General features: G+C 54.2%; 14 protein-coding genes and 2 rRNA genes. 12 read left to right on the top strand and 4 right to left on the bottom strand.

Going from position 1 to position 18,046, the window contains the following annotated elements:
- The first annotated feature begins 1 nt into the window (after position 1).
- From nrdF to emrB, 7 genes are all read left to right on the top strand, one after another.
- Positions 2-961, top strand: a complete 960-nt coding sequence (gene nrdF / locus IB226_RS00080; protein WP_036647504.1) for a class 1b ribonucleoside-diphosphate reductase subunit beta — start codon at positions 2-4, stop codon at positions 959-961.
- Between the two features lie 482 nt (positions 962-1,443).
- Positions 1,444-2,634 carry a glycine betaine/L-proline ABC transporter ATP-binding protein ProV gene (proV, locus tag IB226_RS00075; RefSeq protein WP_192232961.1) on the top strand — a complete coding sequence of 397 codons (1,191 nt, stop codon included), beginning with the start codon at positions 1,444-1,446 and terminating at the stop codon, positions 2,632-2,634.
- Positions 2,635-2,636: 2 nt separating this feature from the next.
- The gene (gene proW, locus IB226_RS00070; RefSeq protein ID WP_101763436.1) at positions 2,637-3,815 is read left to right on the top strand and encodes a glycine betaine/L-proline ABC transporter permease ProW; all 1,179 of its coding nucleotides are present in this window, start codon (positions 2,637-2,639) and stop codon (positions 3,813-3,815) included.
- 63 nt (positions 3,816-3,878) lie between these two features.
- Positions 3,879-4,874, top strand: coding sequence for a glycine betaine/L-proline ABC transporter substrate-binding protein ProX (proX, locus tag IB226_RS00065; RefSeq protein ID WP_008101636.1), 996 nt, complete (start codon positions 3,879-3,881; stop codon positions 4,872-4,874).
- 708 nt (positions 4,875-5,582) lie between these two features.
- Positions 5,583-6,113 (top strand): transcriptional repressor MprA, encoded by a 531-nt coding sequence (mprA, locus tag IB226_RS00060; RefSeq protein ID WP_008101638.1) that lies wholly within the window; start codon positions 5,583-5,585, stop codon positions 6,111-6,113.
- Positions 6,114-6,261: 148 nt separating this feature from the next.
- Positions 6,262-7,434 (top strand): multidrug efflux MFS transporter periplasmic adaptor subunit EmrA, encoded by a 1,173-nt coding sequence (emrA, locus tag IB226_RS00055; protein ID WP_110868299.1) that lies wholly within the window; start codon positions 6,262-6,264, stop codon positions 7,432-7,434.
- A 17-nt stretch (positions 7,435-7,451) separates the two neighbouring features.
- Entirely contained in the window at positions 7,452-8,987 is a 1,536-nt protein-coding gene (emrB, locus tag IB226_RS00050; RefSeq protein WP_101763434.1) for a multidrug efflux MFS transporter permease subunit EmrB, read from the top strand.
- Between the two features lie 37 nt (positions 8,988-9,024).
- Here emrB and IB226_RS00045 read toward each other — a convergent pair whose 3' ends face one another.
- A complete protein-coding gene (locus tag IB226_RS00045) occupies positions 9,025-10,137 on the bottom strand; it encodes a tRNA/rRNA methyltransferase (protein ID WP_137386321.1) in 1,113 nt (370 codons plus the stop codon).
- 156 nt (positions 10,138-10,293) lie between these two features.
- Here IB226_RS00045 and trxC point away from each other — a divergent pair, with 156 nt between their 5' ends.
- From trxC to IB226_RS00020, 5 genes are all read left to right on the top strand, one after another.
- Positions 10,294-10,713 carry a thioredoxin TrxC gene (gene trxC / locus IB226_RS00040; protein ID WP_101763432.1) on the top strand — a complete coding sequence of 140 codons (420 nt, stop codon included), beginning with the start codon at positions 10,294-10,296 and terminating at the stop codon, positions 10,711-10,713.
- 91 nt (positions 10,714-10,804) lie between these two features.
- Positions 10,805-11,509, top strand: coding sequence for a tRNA-uridine aminocarboxypropyltransferase (locus IB226_RS00035; RefSeq protein ID WP_110868291.1), 705 nt, complete (start codon positions 10,805-10,807; stop codon positions 11,507-11,509).
- Positions 11,510-11,596: 87 nt separating this feature from the next.
- The gene (locus IB226_RS00030; protein ID WP_192234470.1) at positions 11,597-14,254 is read left to right on the top strand and encodes a bifunctional acetate--CoA ligase family protein/GNAT family N-acetyltransferase; all 2,658 of its coding nucleotides are present in this window, start codon (positions 11,597-11,599) and stop codon (positions 14,252-14,254) included.
- Positions 14,255-14,370: 116 nt separating this feature from the next.
- Positions 14,371-15,726, top strand: a complete 1,356-nt coding sequence (gene pssA / locus IB226_RS00025; RefSeq protein WP_101763429.1) for a CDP-diacylglycerol--serine O-phosphatidyltransferase — start codon at positions 14,371-14,373, stop codon at positions 15,724-15,726.
- 3 nt (positions 15,727-15,729) lie between these two features.
- The gene (locus tag IB226_RS00020) at positions 15,730-16,050 is read left to right on the top strand and encodes a YfiM family lipoprotein (protein WP_101763428.1); all 321 of its coding nucleotides are present in this window, start codon (positions 15,730-15,732) and stop codon (positions 16,048-16,050) included.
- Here the strand turns inward: IB226_RS00020 and IB226_RS00015 are convergent, their stop codons facing one another.
- From IB226_RS00015 to IB226_RS00005, 3 genes are all read right to left on the bottom strand, one after another.
- Positions 16,051-17,355 carry an MFS family transporter gene (locus IB226_RS00015; RefSeq protein ID WP_192232959.1) on the bottom strand — a complete coding sequence of 435 codons (1,305 nt, stop codon included), beginning with the start codon at positions 17,353-17,355 and terminating at the stop codon, positions 16,051-16,053.
- A gap of 233 nt (positions 17,356-17,588) precedes the next feature.
- Positions 17,589-17,704 (bottom strand): 5S ribosomal RNA (rrf, locus tag IB226_RS00010).
- A gap of 104 nt (positions 17,705-17,808) precedes the next feature.
- Positions 17,809-18,046 (bottom strand): 23S ribosomal RNA (locus tag IB226_RS00005); the annotation flags it as partial.

The raw sequence follows: 18,046 nt of genomic DNA, 5'->3' as shown, positions 1-18,046 counted from the left end.
TATGCAACTAAAACAAATTCAAGCCATTAACTGGAACCGCATCCAGGACGAAAAAGACCTCGAAGTGTGGAACCGACTGACCAGTAATTTCTGGCTGCCGGAAAAAGTGCCGCTCTCCAACGATTTGCCAGCGTGGCAGTCGCTGGACCACCAGCAACAGCAGCTGACTATTCGGGTGTTTACCGGATTGACGCTGCTCGACACCATCCAGAACGTGATTGGTGCGCCTGGCCTGATGGAAGATGCGATTACGCCACACGAGGAAGCTGTGCTGTCGAACGTCTCCTTTATGGAAGCAGTGCATGCGCGTTCGTACAGTTCGATTTTCTCCACGCTGTGTAACACCGCAGATGTCGATGCGGCGTACCGCTGGAGTGAAGAGAATGAAGCGTTGCAGAACAAGGCGAAGATTGTGCTGGAGCACTATCGCGCCGAGGATCCGCTCAAGAAGAAAATCGCCAGCGTGTTCCTTGAATCGTTCCTGTTCTACTCCGGTTTCTGGCTGCCGATGTATTGGTCGAGCCGTGGCAAGCTGACCAACACCGCAGATCTGATTCGCCTGATCATTCGCGACGAAGCGGTACACGGTTACTACATCGGCTATAAGTACCAAAAGGCGCTGGAAAACGTCGATGCTGGCCGCCGCGAAGAGCTGCAGCAGTTCGCGATTGATTTGCTGCTGGCGCTGTACGAAAACGAAGTGGTGTATACCGAAGCCTTGTACGGTGAAGTCGGTTGGGCGGAAGAGGTGAAAACCTTCCTGCACTACAACGCCAATAAAGCGCTAATGAACCTCGGCTACGAAGCGCTGTTCCCGGCCGAACTGACCGCCGTGAACCCGGCGATTTTGTCCGCGCTGTCGCCCAACGCCGATGAAAACCACGACTTCTTCTCAGGTTCTGGCTCCTCTTACGTAATGGGGAAAGCCGTAGAAACCGAAGACGAAGACTGGAATTTCTAATACGCGTCATACTTCGCGTTGCCTGGCGGCACCTACTTTTGGCACAGCAGCGTTGACTGCGCCCACTCTTCCCAGTCACATAGTTCACTATGCTGCTGGGTCGAGTGGGCTTGTCGCCTTGCTGTGACGCGAATTATTTAGCGTATTGATTCAGTGATAATTAATTTTTAAACCAATCTTATTTCCGCTCTTCTCACCCATTTATTTCACTTATATTTCTTCTTTTTGGATTGATTTTCGGCCGCTCTGCACCAGAAACAGTCTGAAACGCACATAAATTCACTTCTCAAATGCAAAAAATTAATCCGCGCGCATCCCTTGTGAGCACTGGCGATTTTAGCGATTGACTGCTGCGCGCGCCGCCGAATATCGCCCTTCAGGGTTGTCAGATAATTTCACTATGTTAGGGTATAGGGCGCTTAATTTTACTCAGGACCACAACAAGAAATAGTTAAACATTTAACCGGGAAATTAATTACTGCATGGCAATTAAACTCGAAGTAAAGAATTTATATAAGGTATTTGGGGATAATCCCGAAAAGGCATTTAAGCTGATCGATAAAGGCGAAAGCAAAGAGAGTATTCTGGCAAAAACCGGCCTCTCTGTTGGCGTCAAAAATGCCAGTCTGGCCATTGAAGAAGGCGAGATCTTCGTCATCATGGGGCTTTCAGGTTCAGGTAAGTCCACCATGGTTCGCCTTCTCAATCGTCTGATCGAGCCCACTCGCGGCCAGGTAATCATAGACGGTGTCGATATTGCCAAAATATCGGAATCAGAACTGCGTGAAGTCCGCAGAAATAAGATCAGTATGGTATTTCAATCCTTCGCGCTGATGCCACACATGACTGTGCTAAATAATGCCGCTTTTGGCATGGAATTAGCCGGCATTCCCTTAGCCGAACGTCAGGAAAAAGCGCTGGAAGCATTGCGTCAGGTTGGCCTGGATAATTACGCCAACTCTTATCCCGATGAACTTTCTGGCGGCATGCGTCAACGCGTTGGATTAGCCCGCGCATTGGCGATTAATCCTGATATTTTATTAATGGATGAAGCTTTCTCAGCACTTGATCCGTTGATTCGTACCGAAATGCAGGATGAACTGGTAAAATTGCAGGCCAAACATCAGCGTACCATTGTATTTATTTCTCACGACCTCGATGAAGCGATGCGTATTGGCGACCGCATTGCCATTATGCAGGGCGGCGAAGTGGTACAGGTCGGCACGCCGGATGAAATCCTCAATAATCCTGCCAATGATTATGTGCGCACCTTCTTCCGCGGCGTCGATATTAGTCACGTGTTTAGCGCCAAAGATATTGCGCGTCGCAGTGCGGGTTCACTGATCCGCAAAGCCGCCGGTTTTGGTCCGCGATCCGCCATCAAGCTGCTGCAGGATGAAGATCGCGAATATGGCTACGTGCTGGAGAAACAGAAGTTTGTTGGCGTGGTGTCCACCGATTCATTGAAAGCCGCGCTGGCGGCCGGTGAAGGGCTGGATAGCGCGCTGCTCGACACGCCCTTAGCGGTTCCTGCCGATACCTCCCTGAACGATCTGCTGTCGCATGTGGCACAAGCGCCCTGCGCCGTGCCGGTAGTCAGCGAAGAGAATCAGTACGTCGGTATCATTTCGAAAAGCATGCTGTTGCGTGCTTTAGACCGTGAAGGAGCCTAATCATGAGCGAACAAACAGCGAATCCGTGGGAAAGCGCCAGCCAAACCACCCAGCAACCTGCCACCACTGATACCAGCCCCGCCGCCAGCAGCAGCGATCCCTGGGCGAGTGGCGGTGCCGCGCCTGCAGATAGCAGCTCCGGCAGCGCCGATGCATGGGGTGATCCCTCCGCCGCCAGCAGCGGTGGCCACGATGCCGCCAGCAATGCTGCCAGCAGCAGCGACTGGCTGAGCAGCGCACCCGCTCCCGCGCCGGAACATTTCAACCTCATGGACCCGTTCCATAAAACCTGGATTCCGCTTGATAGCTGGGTGACTGAAGGCATTGATTGGGTGGTCAGCCATTTCCGCCCGGTGTTTCAGGGCATTCGCGTGCCGGTGGATTACATCCTCAGCGCGTTCCAGCAGTTACTGCTCGGCATGCCCGCGCCGGTAGCGATTGTGGTGTTCGCACTGATCGCCTGGCAGATTGCCAGCCCAGCGATGGGGATTGCTACGCTGGTCTCGCTGATTGCCATTGGCGCGATTGGTGCCTGGTCGCAGGCGATGGTGACGCTGGCGCTGGTGCTAACCGCCCTGCTGTTCTGCATCATCATCGGCTTGCCGCTCGGCATCTGGCTGGCGCGCAGTGAACGTGCCGCGCGCATTATTCGTCCGCTGCTGGATGCGATGCAGACCACGCCAGCCTTCGTCTATCTGGTGCCGATCGTCATGCTGTTTGGTATCGGCAACGTGCCGGGCGTAGTGGTGACCATTATCTTTGCGCTGCCGCCGATTGTGCGCCTCACCATTCTTGGGATTAAGCAGGTGCCAGCCGACCTGATTGAAGCGAGTGAATCCTTCGGTGCCAGCCCGCGTCAGATGCTGTTCAAAGTGCAGCTGCCGCTGGCGATGCCGACCATCATGGCTGGCGTAAACCAGACGCTGATGCTGGCGCTGTCGATGGTGGTGATCGCCTCGATGATCGCGGTTGGCGGTCTCGGTCAGATGGTGCTGCGCGGCATTGGTCGCCTGGATATGGGCCTCGCCACCGTCGGCGGCGTGGGCATCGTGATCCTCGCCATTATCCTCGATCGCTTGACGCAGTCGATGGGCCGCGACAGCCGCAGCCGTGGCAGCCGTCACTGGTACAGCACTGGCCCGCTCGGTCTGCTGATGCGCCCTTTCAGTAAAAAAGCCTGATTTCAATGGGCGGTCCGCTGCGGCCGCCCGTCTTCGACGTAACACGTAAAATAAGGAATGACTATGCGCAAGACAGCTCTCATCGCCGCCGTCCTGACGACGTTCGCCGCGACGCACGTGTCCGCCGCCGACCTGCCCGGTAAAGGCATCACCGTTAAACCGACGCAGAGTACCATCTCTGAAGAGACCTTCCAGACGCTGCTGGTAAGCCGCGCGCTGGAGAAACTCGGCTATACCGTTGAGAAGCCAAGCGAGATTGATTACAACGTGGCGTACACCACCATCGCAGCCGGTGATGCCACCTTTATTGCCACCAACTGGAAACCGCTGCACGACGATATGTACAAAGCCGCGGGCGGCGATGCGAAGTTTTATCGCCAGGGCACTTACGTCGGTGGCGCGGCTCAGGGTTACCTGATTGATAAGAAAACCGCCGAGCAGTATCACATCACCAATATTGAACAGTTGAAAGATCCCAAGATCGCCAAACTGTTTGATACCAATGGTGATGGCAAAGCAGATTTGACCGGCTGTACGCCAGGCTGGGGCTGTGAAGCGGTGATTAATCACCAGATTGATGCCTACAAGCTGAGCAACACCGTGGAGCACAATCAGGGCAACTACTCGGCGATGATCGCCGATACCATCACGCGTTTTAAACAGGGCAAACCGGTGTTTTATTACACCTGGACGCCGTATTGGGTCAGCGACGTGCTGAAGCCGGGTAAAGATGTGGTATGGCTGCAGGTACCGTTCTCTTCACTGCCGGGCGAGCAGAGCAAAGTCGATACCAAGCTGGCGAACGGGGCTAACTACGGTTTCCCGGTGAACACCATGCATATCGTCGCCAACAAAGCCTGGACCGAGAAAAATCCGGCCGCGGCAAAGCTGTTTGCTGAGATGAAGCTGCCGATTGGCGACATCAACGCCGAGAATGCGGCGATGCATGCGGGCCATGCTTCTGAAGCCGATATCAATGGCCACGTTGATGGCTGGATCAAAGGTCACCAGGCGGAATTCGATAAGTGGATTCAGGACGCACTGGCGGCAGCGAAGTAACGCATTTACATTAGCGTTGGTATTGTAGCGGCGCGATTTATCGCGCCGTTTTTCATGCAATCAATCCACTTTAAGAACTCAGCGCAATAAATTGCGCCGCTACGGCAAAACGGCTGCCTCCCCCTTTTCCTTTCCCCCGATAAGCGAAGCGTGCGCTATAGCGCACTGGTACGTCCTGTTAATTAACACACCATTGAAATAATTTTTTCGGTTACTATTACCTACAAATGATTATCTCTCTTATCCGCACGCAATGACTGCTTCCCGTTTAGCGATCAAATTCCATCACTTAGGCTGGTGTCGCATTCGCGCGGGCGTTGTTAAGAGCATGTTAATCAACACCTTGATTTACGTGGATAAGCGGCGCGCGAAAAGTGTTTAGAAATCGTAAAGATGGTTCTAAACCGCTGAGCAATACTATTCATTAATGATTGGGTTTGTTATGGTTAGCAGCGCAGTTATTCACCAGAGTTATTTTTTCTCGCGAAATTATTTATCTGTAAAAAGGTTTCCCGAGATGAATTGATGGCATCGGCTGCCTGTATGTTCAGGTGGGATGTCAGGGCAAAATGCCCAGGGTTAAGGAACAACCTGGAATGTCAGATGTTGACTATGTGATCGTGCTAACAATCACCTGCGGAAATTGTGACTACGCTTAATCTGTCACCATCATTACTATACCAGTTGCAACTAAGAGGTTTTTTTAAAATGGAAAGTTCGTTTACTCCCATTGAACAGATGCTTAACATCCGTGCTAACCGCCATAAAGATTTTCCGCTGCAGGAGATCATTCTGACCCGCTTGTGCATGCACATGCAGGGTAAACTGCTGGATAATCGCAACAAAATGTTGAAGGCGCAGGGAATTAACGAGACCTTATTCATGGCGCTGATTACCCTTGATGCACAGGAAAATCAGAGCATTCAGCCTTCAGAACTGAGTTCTGCCCTCGGCTCTTCACGCACCAATGCCACGCGTATCGCTGATGAGCTGGAGAAGCGCGGCTGGATCGAACGTCGTGAAAGCGAGAACGACCGTCGCTGCCTGCATCTGCATTTGACCGAAAAAGGCAATGAATTCCTGCGCCAGCTGCTGCCACCGCAGCATCAGAGCCTGCAATACCTGTGGTCTTCGCTCTCTACTAACGAGCAGGATCAGCTGGAATCGATTACCCGTAAGTTACTTAACCGTCTCGATAAAATGGACGAAGATCAGGTTATCGCTTCCCTGTCGCGCTAATAGCAAGAAGTGCGACACAATCACCTTCCGAAATCGCTATTTTAATCCCCTTTTGTCCGGCCAGCGCTTAAGTGCTGGCTTTTTTGACTCGGGCAACCGTGTTGAAGGATCGGCACATCCCGACTAAATGGAAAACGTGGAGAACGACATGAGTGCGACAGCGGAAGCTCAAAGCCCGCAACAGCCAGCGAATAAAAAGAAGAAGCGCAAAGGTGTGCTGATCCTGCTGGCTATCGTGTTTGTAATTATTGGTGTTTCGTATCTGGCTTACTGGTATTTGGTGCTGCGTCACTTCCAGGAAACCGATGATGCGTACGTGGCGGGCAACCAGGTGCAGGTGATGGCGCAGGTTTCTGGCAGCGTAAACAAAGTGTGGTTTGATAACACCGACGTGGTGAAGAAAGGCGACGTCCTGGTGTCGCTGGATAAAACCGATGCCGAGCAGGCGTTTGAAAAAGCGCAGACCGCGTTAGCCACCAGCGTGCGTCAAACCCACCAGCTGATGATCAATGGCAAACAGTATCAAGCCACCATCAAGCTGCAGCAAACCGCGCTGGAACAGGCCGAAGCTGACCTGAAACGCCGCGAGCCGTTGGGCGCGTCTAATCTGATTGGCCGCGAAGAGCTGCAACACTCGCGTGATGCCGTGGCGACAGCCAAAGCGCAGCTGGATGTGGCAGTGCAGCAATACAACGCTAACCAGGCGATGATTCTGAATACCTCGCTGGAAAATCAGCCCGCGGTACAGCAGAGTGCGGCTGAGCTGCGCGATGCCTGGCTGGCGCTGCAGCGTACTGAAATCCGTAGCCCGATTGATGGCTTCATTTCACGTCGCAGCGTACAGGTTGGCTCGCAAATCTCCACCACCACCCCGCTGTTGGCGGTGGTGCCGTCCACTAATCTGTGGATCGATGCAAACTTCAAAGAGACCCAGCTTGCAGGTGTACGTATCGGCCAATCAGCCACGGTGATCAGTGATATCTACGGCGATGACGTCGAGTATCACGGCAAAGTGGTGGGTCTGGATATGGGTACCGGCAGCGCCTTCTCGCTGCTGCCTGCGCAGAACGCCACCGGTAACTGGATTAAAGTGGTCCAGCGTCTGCCGGTGCGTATCGAGCTGGATCCGAAACAGGTGGCGGAACATCCGCTGCGTATCGGCCTCTCCACGCTGGTGAAAGTGGATACCCAAAACAAAGAGGGTGCCACGCTGGCCAGCACCGTGCGTTCGCAAGCCGCGTATGAAAGTAATGCGTTGGCAATCGACCTCGCGCCGGTTAACCAGCTGATTACTGACATCGTTCGTGCCAACGCTGACTAACGCCGCGGGAGGCTGTTATGGCACAAAAACCGCTTGAAGGTGCGCCGTTAGTCCTGATGACCATCGCCCTGTCGCTGGCGACGTTTATGCAGGTACTCGACTCCACCATCGCTAACGTGGCGATTCCGACCATCGCCGGTAACCTCGGTGCCTCGAACTCGCAGGGCACCTGGGTGATTACCTCTTTCGGGGTGGCAAACGCCATCTCGATTCCGATAACCGGTTGGCTGGCCAAGCGCATCGGTGAAGTGAAGCTGTTTACCTGGTCGACCATCCTGTTTGTGCTGGCGTCCTGGGCTTGCGGCATGTCCGAAAGCCTGGAGATGCTGATCTTCTTCCGCGTCATTCAGGGCGTGGTTGCCGGTCCGCTGATTCCGCTGTCGCAGAGTTTGCTGCTGAACAACTATCCGCCAGCGAAACGCAGCGTGGCGCTTTCGCTGTGGGCGATGACGGTGATTGTGGCACCGATCTGCGGTCCGATTCTCGGCGGCTGGATCAGCGATAACTATCACTGGGGCTGGATCTTCTTCATCAACGTGCCGATTGGTTTGGTGGTGGTGTTACTGACGCTGCAAACGCTGCGTGGGCGTGAAACCAAAACCGAAATCCGCCGGATCGATATGGTGGGGTTGGTACTGCTGGTGGTGGGCATTGGCTCGCTGCAGGTGATGCTGGATCGCGGAAAAGAGCTCGACTGGTTTAGCTCAACCGAGATCATTGTGCTGATGGTGGTCGCCGTGGTGGCGCTGCTGGTGTTGCTGGTGTGGGAGCTCACCGACGACCATCCGATAGTCGATTTGTCGTTGTTCAAGATGCGCAACTTCACCATCGGCTGTTTGTCGATTAGCCTGGCCTATATGCTTTACTTCGGCTCGATAGTGTTGCTGCCGCAGCTGTTACAGGAGGTATATGGCTACACCGCCACCTGGGCCGGATTGGCGTCGGCACCGGTGGGGATTCTGCCGGTGATCCTGTCGCCGATCATTGGCCGCTTCGCCCACAAGCTGGATATGCGTAAGCTGGTGACCTTCAGCTTCATCATGTATGCCGTCTGTTTCTACTGGCGCGCCTACACGTTTGAGCCGGGAATGGATTTTGGTGCATCAGCGTGGCCGCAGTTTATTCAGGGCTTTGCGGTGGCGTGCTTCTTTATGCCGCTCACCACCATTACGCTGTCAGGCTTACCGCCAGAACGCATGGCGGCGGCATCAAGCCTGTCGAACTTCGTGCGTACGCTGGCAGGTTCCATCGGTACCTCGATTACTACCACCATGTGGAGTAACCGTGAATCGATGCATCATAGCTATCTGTCGGAGTCGGTGAATCCGTACAACGTCAATTCACAGCAGATGTATGACCAGTTGCAAAGCATGGGCATGACCCAGCAGCAGGCCTCGGCATATATCGCGCAGCAAATTACCAATCAGGGTCTGATTATTTCGGCGAATGAGATCTTCTGGGCATCGGCGGGCGTGTTCTTGATCTTGCTGGTGCTGGTGTGGTTTGCGCGTCCACCATTTGGTGCGGGCAGTGGCGGTGGTGGTGCTCACTAAGCGAGACAAACAAAAACGGGCCTTGCGGCCCGTTTTTTTATGCGTTCTGACGCCACCATTCGGCGAGCAGAATACCGGTCGCCACTGACACGTTGAGGCTTTCAACGTTGCCGGTGCCACCAATCGACAGGCTGAGATCGCCCTGCTGGAAAGCGCTGTCTGACAGACCTTCGCTCTCCTGACCCAACACCAGCACCATTTTGGCAGGCAGCTCAGCTTTCGCCAGCGGTGTGCCTTCGTGGCTTGAGGTGGTAACGATGGTGTAACCCGCTTTACGGAACGCTTCCAGGCCATCGGCAAAGCTTTCGCCGCTGATTGCCTGTACGTGTTCAGCGCCACCTTCGGCGGTACGTACTGCCGCACCTGACTCCAGCAGCGAAGCATCATTCACCAGCAAACCTTTCACACCGAAGTGCGCGCAGCTACGCATAATGCCGCCAAGGTTGTGCGGGTTGCTGACATCTTCCAGCGCCAGCACGCAATCTTTGGTGGGGGCCTTGGTCAGCCACTCGGTAACCGGCATGCCCATACGTTTTTTGATGATGAAGCACACGCCACCGTGGTGTTCAGTACCTGAAGCTTTGGTCAGCTCAGCATCTTCAACCACATGATAGGCTTTGCGGTTGGCCGCCAGCCAGCGCAGGGTTTCACGGAAACGCGGTGTTACGCTCTGAATAAACCAGGCACGCACGATGCTTTCCGGACGGCTCAGGAACAGCGCCTGACAGGCATTTTCACCGTAGACGCGCGTCTCTTCCTGACGCTGACGGCGAATCTGCTCGGGATCGATGACCGGCTTATTCGCGACATCATCCAGTTGGCTATCATCCGCGACCGGCGGACGAGAAACGGTGCGCCACGGCGAATCACCGAAGCTGCGGTTGTCGTCACCACGATCGTCACGACGACCAAAGCTGCGACCGCGTTCGGTATTACTCGCACCGCGCGGTGCCGAGCTGCGTGCGCCGCTACGGCCACCTTCTTCATTATTACGTGCACCGCTGCGAGGACCAGAACGACGATTATCTTCCTGGCGCGCAGCAGGACGGCCGCCTTTGCCGGTACGGGGATTCGGCTTTTGACCACTCTCCTCATCACGTACGTACATCACTTTTACCTTGCCGCTTTTGCCTTTAAATTCGTCGTTCATCTGTTCCTCCAGCATTGAGAGCGCGAAGATTACCTGATGTGTCGGTGCTTAGCTATCAACTATTGAACCTATTGGGCAATCCAGATTGAGCATAGCACTCAACCTTTTCATAATGTCCGGCAATCATCAGATTTACAGGTCCGGGTTGAGGTAAATATGAATACAGTTTGTGCCTCCTGTCAGGCAACCAACCGCGTGCCCGAGTCGCGCATGGCTGATGGAGCAAAATGTGGTCGTTGCGGCGGCGAGCTATTCAACGGTGAAGTCGCCAACGCGACCGCAGCCACGCTGGATAAGTATCTGCAAGACGATCTGCCGGTGGTGATCGACTTCTGGGCGCCGTGGTGCGGCCCGTGCGTTAACTTCGCACCGGTGTTTAAAGATGTCGCCGACGAGCGGCGCGGCAAGGTGCGCTTCGTGAAAGTGAATACCGAAGCCGAACCCGCGCTTAGCGCGCGTTTCCGCATTCGCAGCATTCCTACGATTATGCTGTTCAAGAACGGCGAGATGGTCGACATGCTGAATGGCGCAATGCCGAAAGCGCCCTTCAACGAGTGGCTCGACGAATCGCTGTAAACCGCTGATGGCCAGCCGCGAGCTGGCCTTCCTTATTACCTTTCCCGGCTAATTCCATTACACTGGCGTTTTTTCTCCTGCCTGCGAATTTATGTTTGAAAATGCCGTTCTGCGCTTACGTGCGCAACGTTTAGCGCGCGCCACGCGCCCGTTTCTTGCGCGCGGTAATCGTGTCATTCGTTGCCAACGCTGCCTGCTGCCGCAGAAAAACTGTCTGTGTGCCACCATCCAGCCTCAGCAAGCGCGCAGTCGCTTCTGTCTGGTGATGTTCGATACCGAGCCGATGAAGCCGAGCAATACCGGAAGGTTAATTGCCGATGTGCTGCCGGACACCGAGGCGTTTGGCTGGTCACGCACCGAGCCGGATGCCGCGCTGCTGGCGGCGGTGAAGAACGCGCATTATCAGCCGCTGGTGGTTTTCCCGGCGTCTTACGCAGATGCCGATCGCGAAGTGCTCACCAGCCCGCCGCTCACCGGCAAACCGCCGCTGTTTATTATGCTCGACGGCACCTGGACGGAAGCGCGCAAGATGTTCCGCAAAAGTCCGTGGCTGGATGCGTTGCCGGTGATGTCGCTCAACGTGTCTGCGCCCTCGCGCTACACGCTGCGCGAGGCCCACGGCGAAGGCCAGCACTGCACCGCCGAAGTTGCTGCCGCGCTGCTGGAACAGGCCGGGGATCTCGCCGCCGCCGCAGAATTGCAGCACTATTTCGCCCGCTTCCGTCATGCTTATCTGGCGGGGAAACCGCATCATCCGATTCATGCTCTGGAAGAAGCATTGAGTAGCGGAATCTGAAGCTGGCTCTCAGCCTGCGATCGGTGAATCGGCACGCGCGCTAAAAAGCGTTTACAATCATGCCAATCTTGATAGCAGGAGCGGATGATGAGCCAACGCGGACTGGAAGCGCTGTTACGACCTAAATCAATCGCGGTAATCGGTGCGTCAATTACACCGGGGCGCGCCGGCTACTTTATGATGCGTAACCTGCTGGCCGGTGGATTTAGCGGTCCGGTATTGCCGGTGACGCCGAAGTATAAAGCGGTGAGCGGCGTGCTGGCATGGCCGGATATCGCCAGCCTGCCCTTCGCGCCCGATCTCGCCATCATCTGTACCCACGCCAAACGTAATCTCGAACTGCTGCAACAACTGGGCGAAAAAGGTTGTAAGGCCTGTATTATTCTCTCGGCGCCATCCAGCCAGTTGGAAGAGCTGAAAGCCTGCGCCAGTCAGTGGCAAATTCGCCTGCTTGGGCCCAACAGCTTAGGTTTGCTGGCGCCGTGGCAAGGGTTGAATGCCAGCTTCTCGCCGGTGCCGATTGCTAAAGGTCGCATTGCTTTTATTTCGCAATCCGCCGCGGTTTCTAACACCATTCTCGACTGGGCGCAGCAGCGTAACCTCGGTTTCTCCTGGTTTATCGCCTTGGGTGATAGCCTGGATATCGACGTTGATGATCTGCTGGATTTCCTCGCGCGCGACGGTAAAACCAGCGCCATTCTGCTCTACCTCGAACACCTCAGCGATGCGCGTCGCTTTGTTTCCGCTTCGCGCAGCGCCTCGCGTAATAAACCGATTTTGGTGATAAAAAGTGGTCGTAGCCATCAGGCGCAGGCGATGATCGGTACCCACAGCGGACTGGACGCTGCCTGGGATGCGGCGATTCAGCGCGCCGGTTTACTGCGCGTACAGGATACGCATGAACTGTTTACGGCGGTTGAGTCGCTGAGCCATATGCGTCCATTACGCGGCGATCGACTGATGATCATCAGCAACGGCGCGGCCCCGGCGGCGCTGGCCCTGGATGAACTGTATGCGCGCAACGGTAAGCTGGCGACGCTAAGTGACGAAACCTTGCAGGCGCTGGCCACACTGCTGCCAGAAGGCGTTGGCCGCGGCAATCCGCTGGATTTGAAAGATGACGCGACACCAGCGCGCTATGTCGCCTGCATTGAACGGCTGCTGGATAGCCATGAACTTGATGCACTGATGATCATTCATGCGCCAAGCGCCGTTTCACCTTCGAGCGAAACCGCCGAGCAGATTATCGCTGCGGTTGCCAAACATCCGCGTGGCAAGCAGGTTACTTTGCTGACGAACTGGTGCGGCGAATACTCTTCGCAGAGCGCACGACGCGCGTTTACTCAGGCTGGTATTCCCACCTGGCGCACACCTGAAGGTACCGTTACCGCTTTCATGCATCAGGTGGAATATCGCCGCAACCAGAAGCAACTGCGTGAGACGCCCGCGCTGCCGATTGGTTTGACGCAGAACAGCGCGCAGGCGCATCAGCTGATTCAGCAAGCGCTTGATAAAGGCATCACCACGCTGGACACCCACGAAGTGCAGCCGGTGTTGCAGGCTTATGGCCTGGCGACGCTGCCCACCTGGATTGCCAGCGACAGCGCCGCGGCTGCCAGCATCGCCGATCAGATTGGCTATCCGGTCGCACTCAAGCTGCGTTCGCCGGATATTCCGCATAAGTCGGAGGTACAAGGCGTAATGCTGTATCTGCGCAGCGCCGCAGAGGTGGAACAAGCGGCTGAAGCCATTTTTGATCGCGTGCGTGAAACCCATCCACATGCGCATGTTGATGGTTTGCTGGTGCAGAGTATGGCGAATCGCGCCGGAGCACAGGAGTTGCGTGTGGTGGTCGAACAGGATCCGCTGTTTGGCCCCATCATCCTGCTGGGCGAAGGCGGCGTGGAGTGGCAGCCCGACAAGCAAGCCGCCGTGGCTTTGCCGCCGCTGAATATGACGCTGGCGCGCTATCTGGTGATTCAGGCGATGAAAAGCGGCAAAGTCCGCAGCCGTAGCGCGTTGCGACCACTGGATATCACCGGGCTTAGCCAGCTGTTAGTGCAGGTTTCAAACCTGGTGGTCGATTGTCCGGAGATTCAGCGCCTGGATATTCATCCGCTGCTGGCATCAGCCGACGAATTCACGCTGCTGGATGTCACGCTGCAGCTGGCCCCTTTCAATGGTGATAACGAAACACGGCTGGCGATTCGTCCTTACCCGCATCATCTTGAAGAGCAGGTGCAGCTGAAAAATGGGCAATATTGCCTGTTCCGCCCGATCCTGCCGGAAGATGAACCGCAGCTGCGCGCCTTTATCGCCCAGGTAACGAAAGAAGATCTCTACTATCGTTACTTCAGTGAAATCAATGAATTCACCCATGAAGATTTGGCGAATATGACGCAAATTGATTACGACCGCGAAATGGCGATTGTCGCTATACGGCAGCACAACGGCGTCGACGAGATCATTGGCGTAACACGTGCGATCTCCGATGCCGATAATATCGATGCTGAATTCTCCGTGCTGGTGCGGTCTGACCTGAAAGGCTTGGGCATGGGCAGGCGCTTACTGGAGAAGATGATTCGCTATACGCGCGATCATGGCCTGCAACAATTGAACGGTATCACCATGCCAAACAATAGCGGCATGATTACGCTGGCGCGAAAGCTCAATTTTCGCGTGAATATTCAACTGGATGATGGCATTGTCAGCCTGAATTTGCCGCTCGGTGATGTCATCAGCTAACCTGTACAGAAAGGTAAAATTCCTCCTCTACAGGCCGGTTGATGGTATTATTTACCGTTAGGATCATGATTTGATGGCAAAAGGCCATGCAATGAACAGAGAAGAAGTGCACTGTGATGTTGTCTAAATTTAAACGTAATAAACACCAACAACACCTCGCACAGCTGCCTAAACTGTCACAATCCGTGTCGGATCTGACGACGCTTTACTCGCCTGCCGAGTTTCGCGAAACCCTGCTGACGAAAATTGCCGCAGCAGAAAAGCGTATCTGTATCACCGCGCTGTATCTGGAGAATGATGACGGCGGTCGGGGAATAATGCAGGCGCTGTACGCAGCGCGTCAGGCACGTCCGGAGCTGGATGTCTGTATTCTGGTTGACTGGCATCGTGCGCAGCGTGGTCGTATTGGCGCTGCTCGCGGCGTGACCAACGCTGACTGGTATTGCGAAATGGCGACTCAGCACCCGGATATCGCTATTCCAGTTTACGGCATTCCGGTTAACACCCGCGAAGCGCTCGGTGTGCTGCATCTGAAAGGGTTTATCATTGATGATACGCTGCTCTACAGCGGCGCGAGCCTGAACGATGTCTATTTGCATCAGCATGATAAATACCGTTATGACCGTTATCAGCTGATCCGCAATCCACAGCTTACCGATACCATGTATGCGTGGATCTGCGAAAATCTCAAGGATTCCGATGCGGTTAACCGGCTCGATAAAACTGAGCGCCCTTCCAGCCCGGAAATCAAAAACGAAACACGTCAGTTCCGTCAGGAGCTGCGCAGCTTTAACTATCAGTTTACCGGCAATGCAGATAATGATTGCCTTGCCGTCACGCCGTTGGTTGGCTTGGGCAAACGTAGCCTGCTGAACAAAACCATTTTCCATTTGATGCCCTGCGCTGAGCGCAAGCTGACGCTGTGTACGCCCTATTTTAACCTGCCGGCCATTCTGGTGCGTAACCTGATTCATTTACTGCGTCAGGGTAAAGAAGTTGAAATCATCATTGGCGACAAAACGGCCAATGACTTCTACATCCCGCCAGAACAGCCGTTCAAGATTATCGGGGCGCTGCCTTATCTATATGAGATTAACCTGCGTCGCTTCCTGAGCCGTTTGCAGTATTACGTCAATAATGGTCAGCTGACGGTACGCTTGTGGAAAGATGGCGAAAACAGTTATCACCTGAAAGGCATTTGGGTGGATGACGAATGGATGATGATCACCGGTAATAACCTCAATCCACGCGCGTGGCGACTGGATCTGGAAAATGCGGTGCTGATTCACGATCCTCTCAATCAATTGGCCGAGCAGCGTGAAAAAGAGCTGGCGCTGATTCGTGAGCATACTTCCGTGGTGCAGCATTATCGCGAGCTGGAAAGTATCTCCGATTATCCGGCAAAGGTGCGCAAGCTGATTCGTCGCCTGCGCCGTATTCGCATCGATCGCTTGATTAGCCGTCTGCTTTAGCCGATGCGTGCGCCTATCCTCTGCGTGGTTTTGCTGTGTAGTGGATGTGCGCATGTCGCCCAGGATAACTGGACCGGCAAAGACAAAGCGCAACACTACTTCTCTTCTGCTGTGCTGGCAGCCGCTGGTAGTGAGATTTCTCAGCATCAAAATCACAGCCGCGGGCAGAATTTGCGTTTCGGCTTTCTGTTTTCGTTGAGTTTCGGTGTGGGGAAAGAGTTATATGACAGCCGCTCAGCGGGGAGCGGCTGGAGTTGGAAAGATCTTAGCTGGGATGTCGCCGGCGCCGCCAGCGGTATCGCACTGTGGAATCTCAGTCAGTAACTACAGCGCAATCCCCTTCCCTTTGCGATGCAGCATCAGCGATACCAGAAATGCTAAAGCGCCCATTGCCGAAACATACCAGAAGAAGCTGGTTTCAATACCTTCCCTTTTCAGCAGTAAGGCTACGTACTCTGCTGAACCACCAAAAATAGCATTCGCCACCGCATAGGAAAGCCCAACGCCCAGCGCGCGGACTTCCGGCGGGAACATCTCTGCTTTCAAAATGCCACTGATAGCGGTGTAGAAACTGGTGATGATTAGCGCCAGCATGATCAAGGCAAATGCCAGCCAACTGCTTTGCACATTTTGCAGCAATAGCAGAATAGGTACCGTACAGATAGCTGCCCCGGCACCAAAAATCATCATTGAGGCACGACGACCAATCTTGTCTGACAGCGCGCCAACTATCGGCTGAGTCAACATGAATACCAATAAGCAACCGGTCATTAATCCACTGGCACTGCGCGCATCCATCCCGGCAGTATTTACCAGATATTTTTGCATGTAGGTGGTGAAGGTATAGAAGCTTAGCGAACCGCCTGCGGTAAAGCCCAGCACCATCAGAAATGCACGGGTGTGATTGCGCAGTAATCCCGTAATGCTGCCGGCGTCACGATGTTCTCGGTGTTTTTTCTCTGAAGTTTCGTTGAGAGAACGACGCAACCACAATGCCACCACAGCGAGCGCCGCCCCGAGGAAGAACGGAATACGCCAGCCCCAGCTGCGAAGTTCTTCATCGCTGAGAATTTGCTGTAAGACTACAACGGTAAGCACCGCTAACAGTTGGCCGCCGATGAGCGTCACATATTGGAAAGAGGCATAAAATCCTTTTCGTCCTTCCAGTGCTACTTCGCTCATATAAGTGGCGCTGGTACCGTATTCCCCACCAACCGATAATCCCTGAAACATACGCGCCAGCAGAAGAATGACAGGCGCGGCCAGGCCAATTTCTCCGTAGCCCGGTAGACAGGCGATCACTAATGATCCCAGACACATCATGCACACTGAGATCAGCATTGAGGCTTTGCGACCGTGGCGATCGGCAATATAGCCAAATAACCATCCGCCAATCGGACGCATCAGAAAACCAGCTGCGAAGACGCCTGCTGTTTGCAGCAATTGGGTGGTGGTATCACCGCTTGGAAAGAAGACATGGGCAAAATAGAGTGAGAAGAAGGAGTAGACGTAGAAATCGAACCATTCAACTAAGTTGCCGGATGATGCGCCGACAATCGCCCAGATACGCTTTTTACTGTCGGCTGCCGTTTCAGATATAGCCACTTTTTGTTGTTGTGAGTCAGTCATGCTTACCTCTTTTCCTTGCGAATAATTAGCGCCAAAGGATTGAGTAAAGCATCTATTAACTGGTTGCGGGAATTGTCTCTGTTCCTGGATTACAAAATGTGATTGCCGCGAAGTTTTTAGTGCAATTTATTACTGATTTTCATGCAAATTCAGCCATCTGCCGGCTTTAATTCGCTATATGCAGACGTAAAAAAGCCCCGGACTTTCGTCCGGGGCTTCTTCACTTATTTGATGCCTGGCAGTTCCCTACTCTCGCATGGGGAGGCCCCACACTACCATCGGCGCTACGGCGTTTCACTTCTGAGTTCGGCATGGGGTCAGGTGGGACCGCCGCGCTAAAGCCGCCAGGCAAATTCTGTCGCAAAAACGAATAACATTCGCTTCCGCTAATTCTTTATCCGGTAAAACAAGCTGAAAATCCGGTCTCTCACACCAAAACGCCTCTGGCGTTGTAAGGTTAAGCCTCACGGGTCATTAGTACCGGTTAGCTCAACGCATCGCTGCGCTTACACATCCGGCCTATCAACGTCGTAGTCTTCAACGTCCCTTCAGGACTCTCAAGGAGTCAGGGAGAACTCATCTCGGGGCAAGTTTCGTGCTTAGATGCTTTCAGCACTTATCTTTTCCGCACTTAGCTACCGGGCAGTGCCATTGGCATGACAACCCGAACACCAGTGGTGCGTTCACTCCG

It is taken from the genome of Pantoea sp. PNT03 (genome assembly GCF_014852515.1).
GTDB lineage: Bacteria > Pseudomonadota > Gammaproteobacteria > Enterobacterales > Enterobacteriaceae > Pantoea > Pantoea leporis.
The sequence above is the reverse complement of the archived record's forward strand: the minus strand, read 5'-3'. Positions and strand labels throughout refer to the sequence as shown.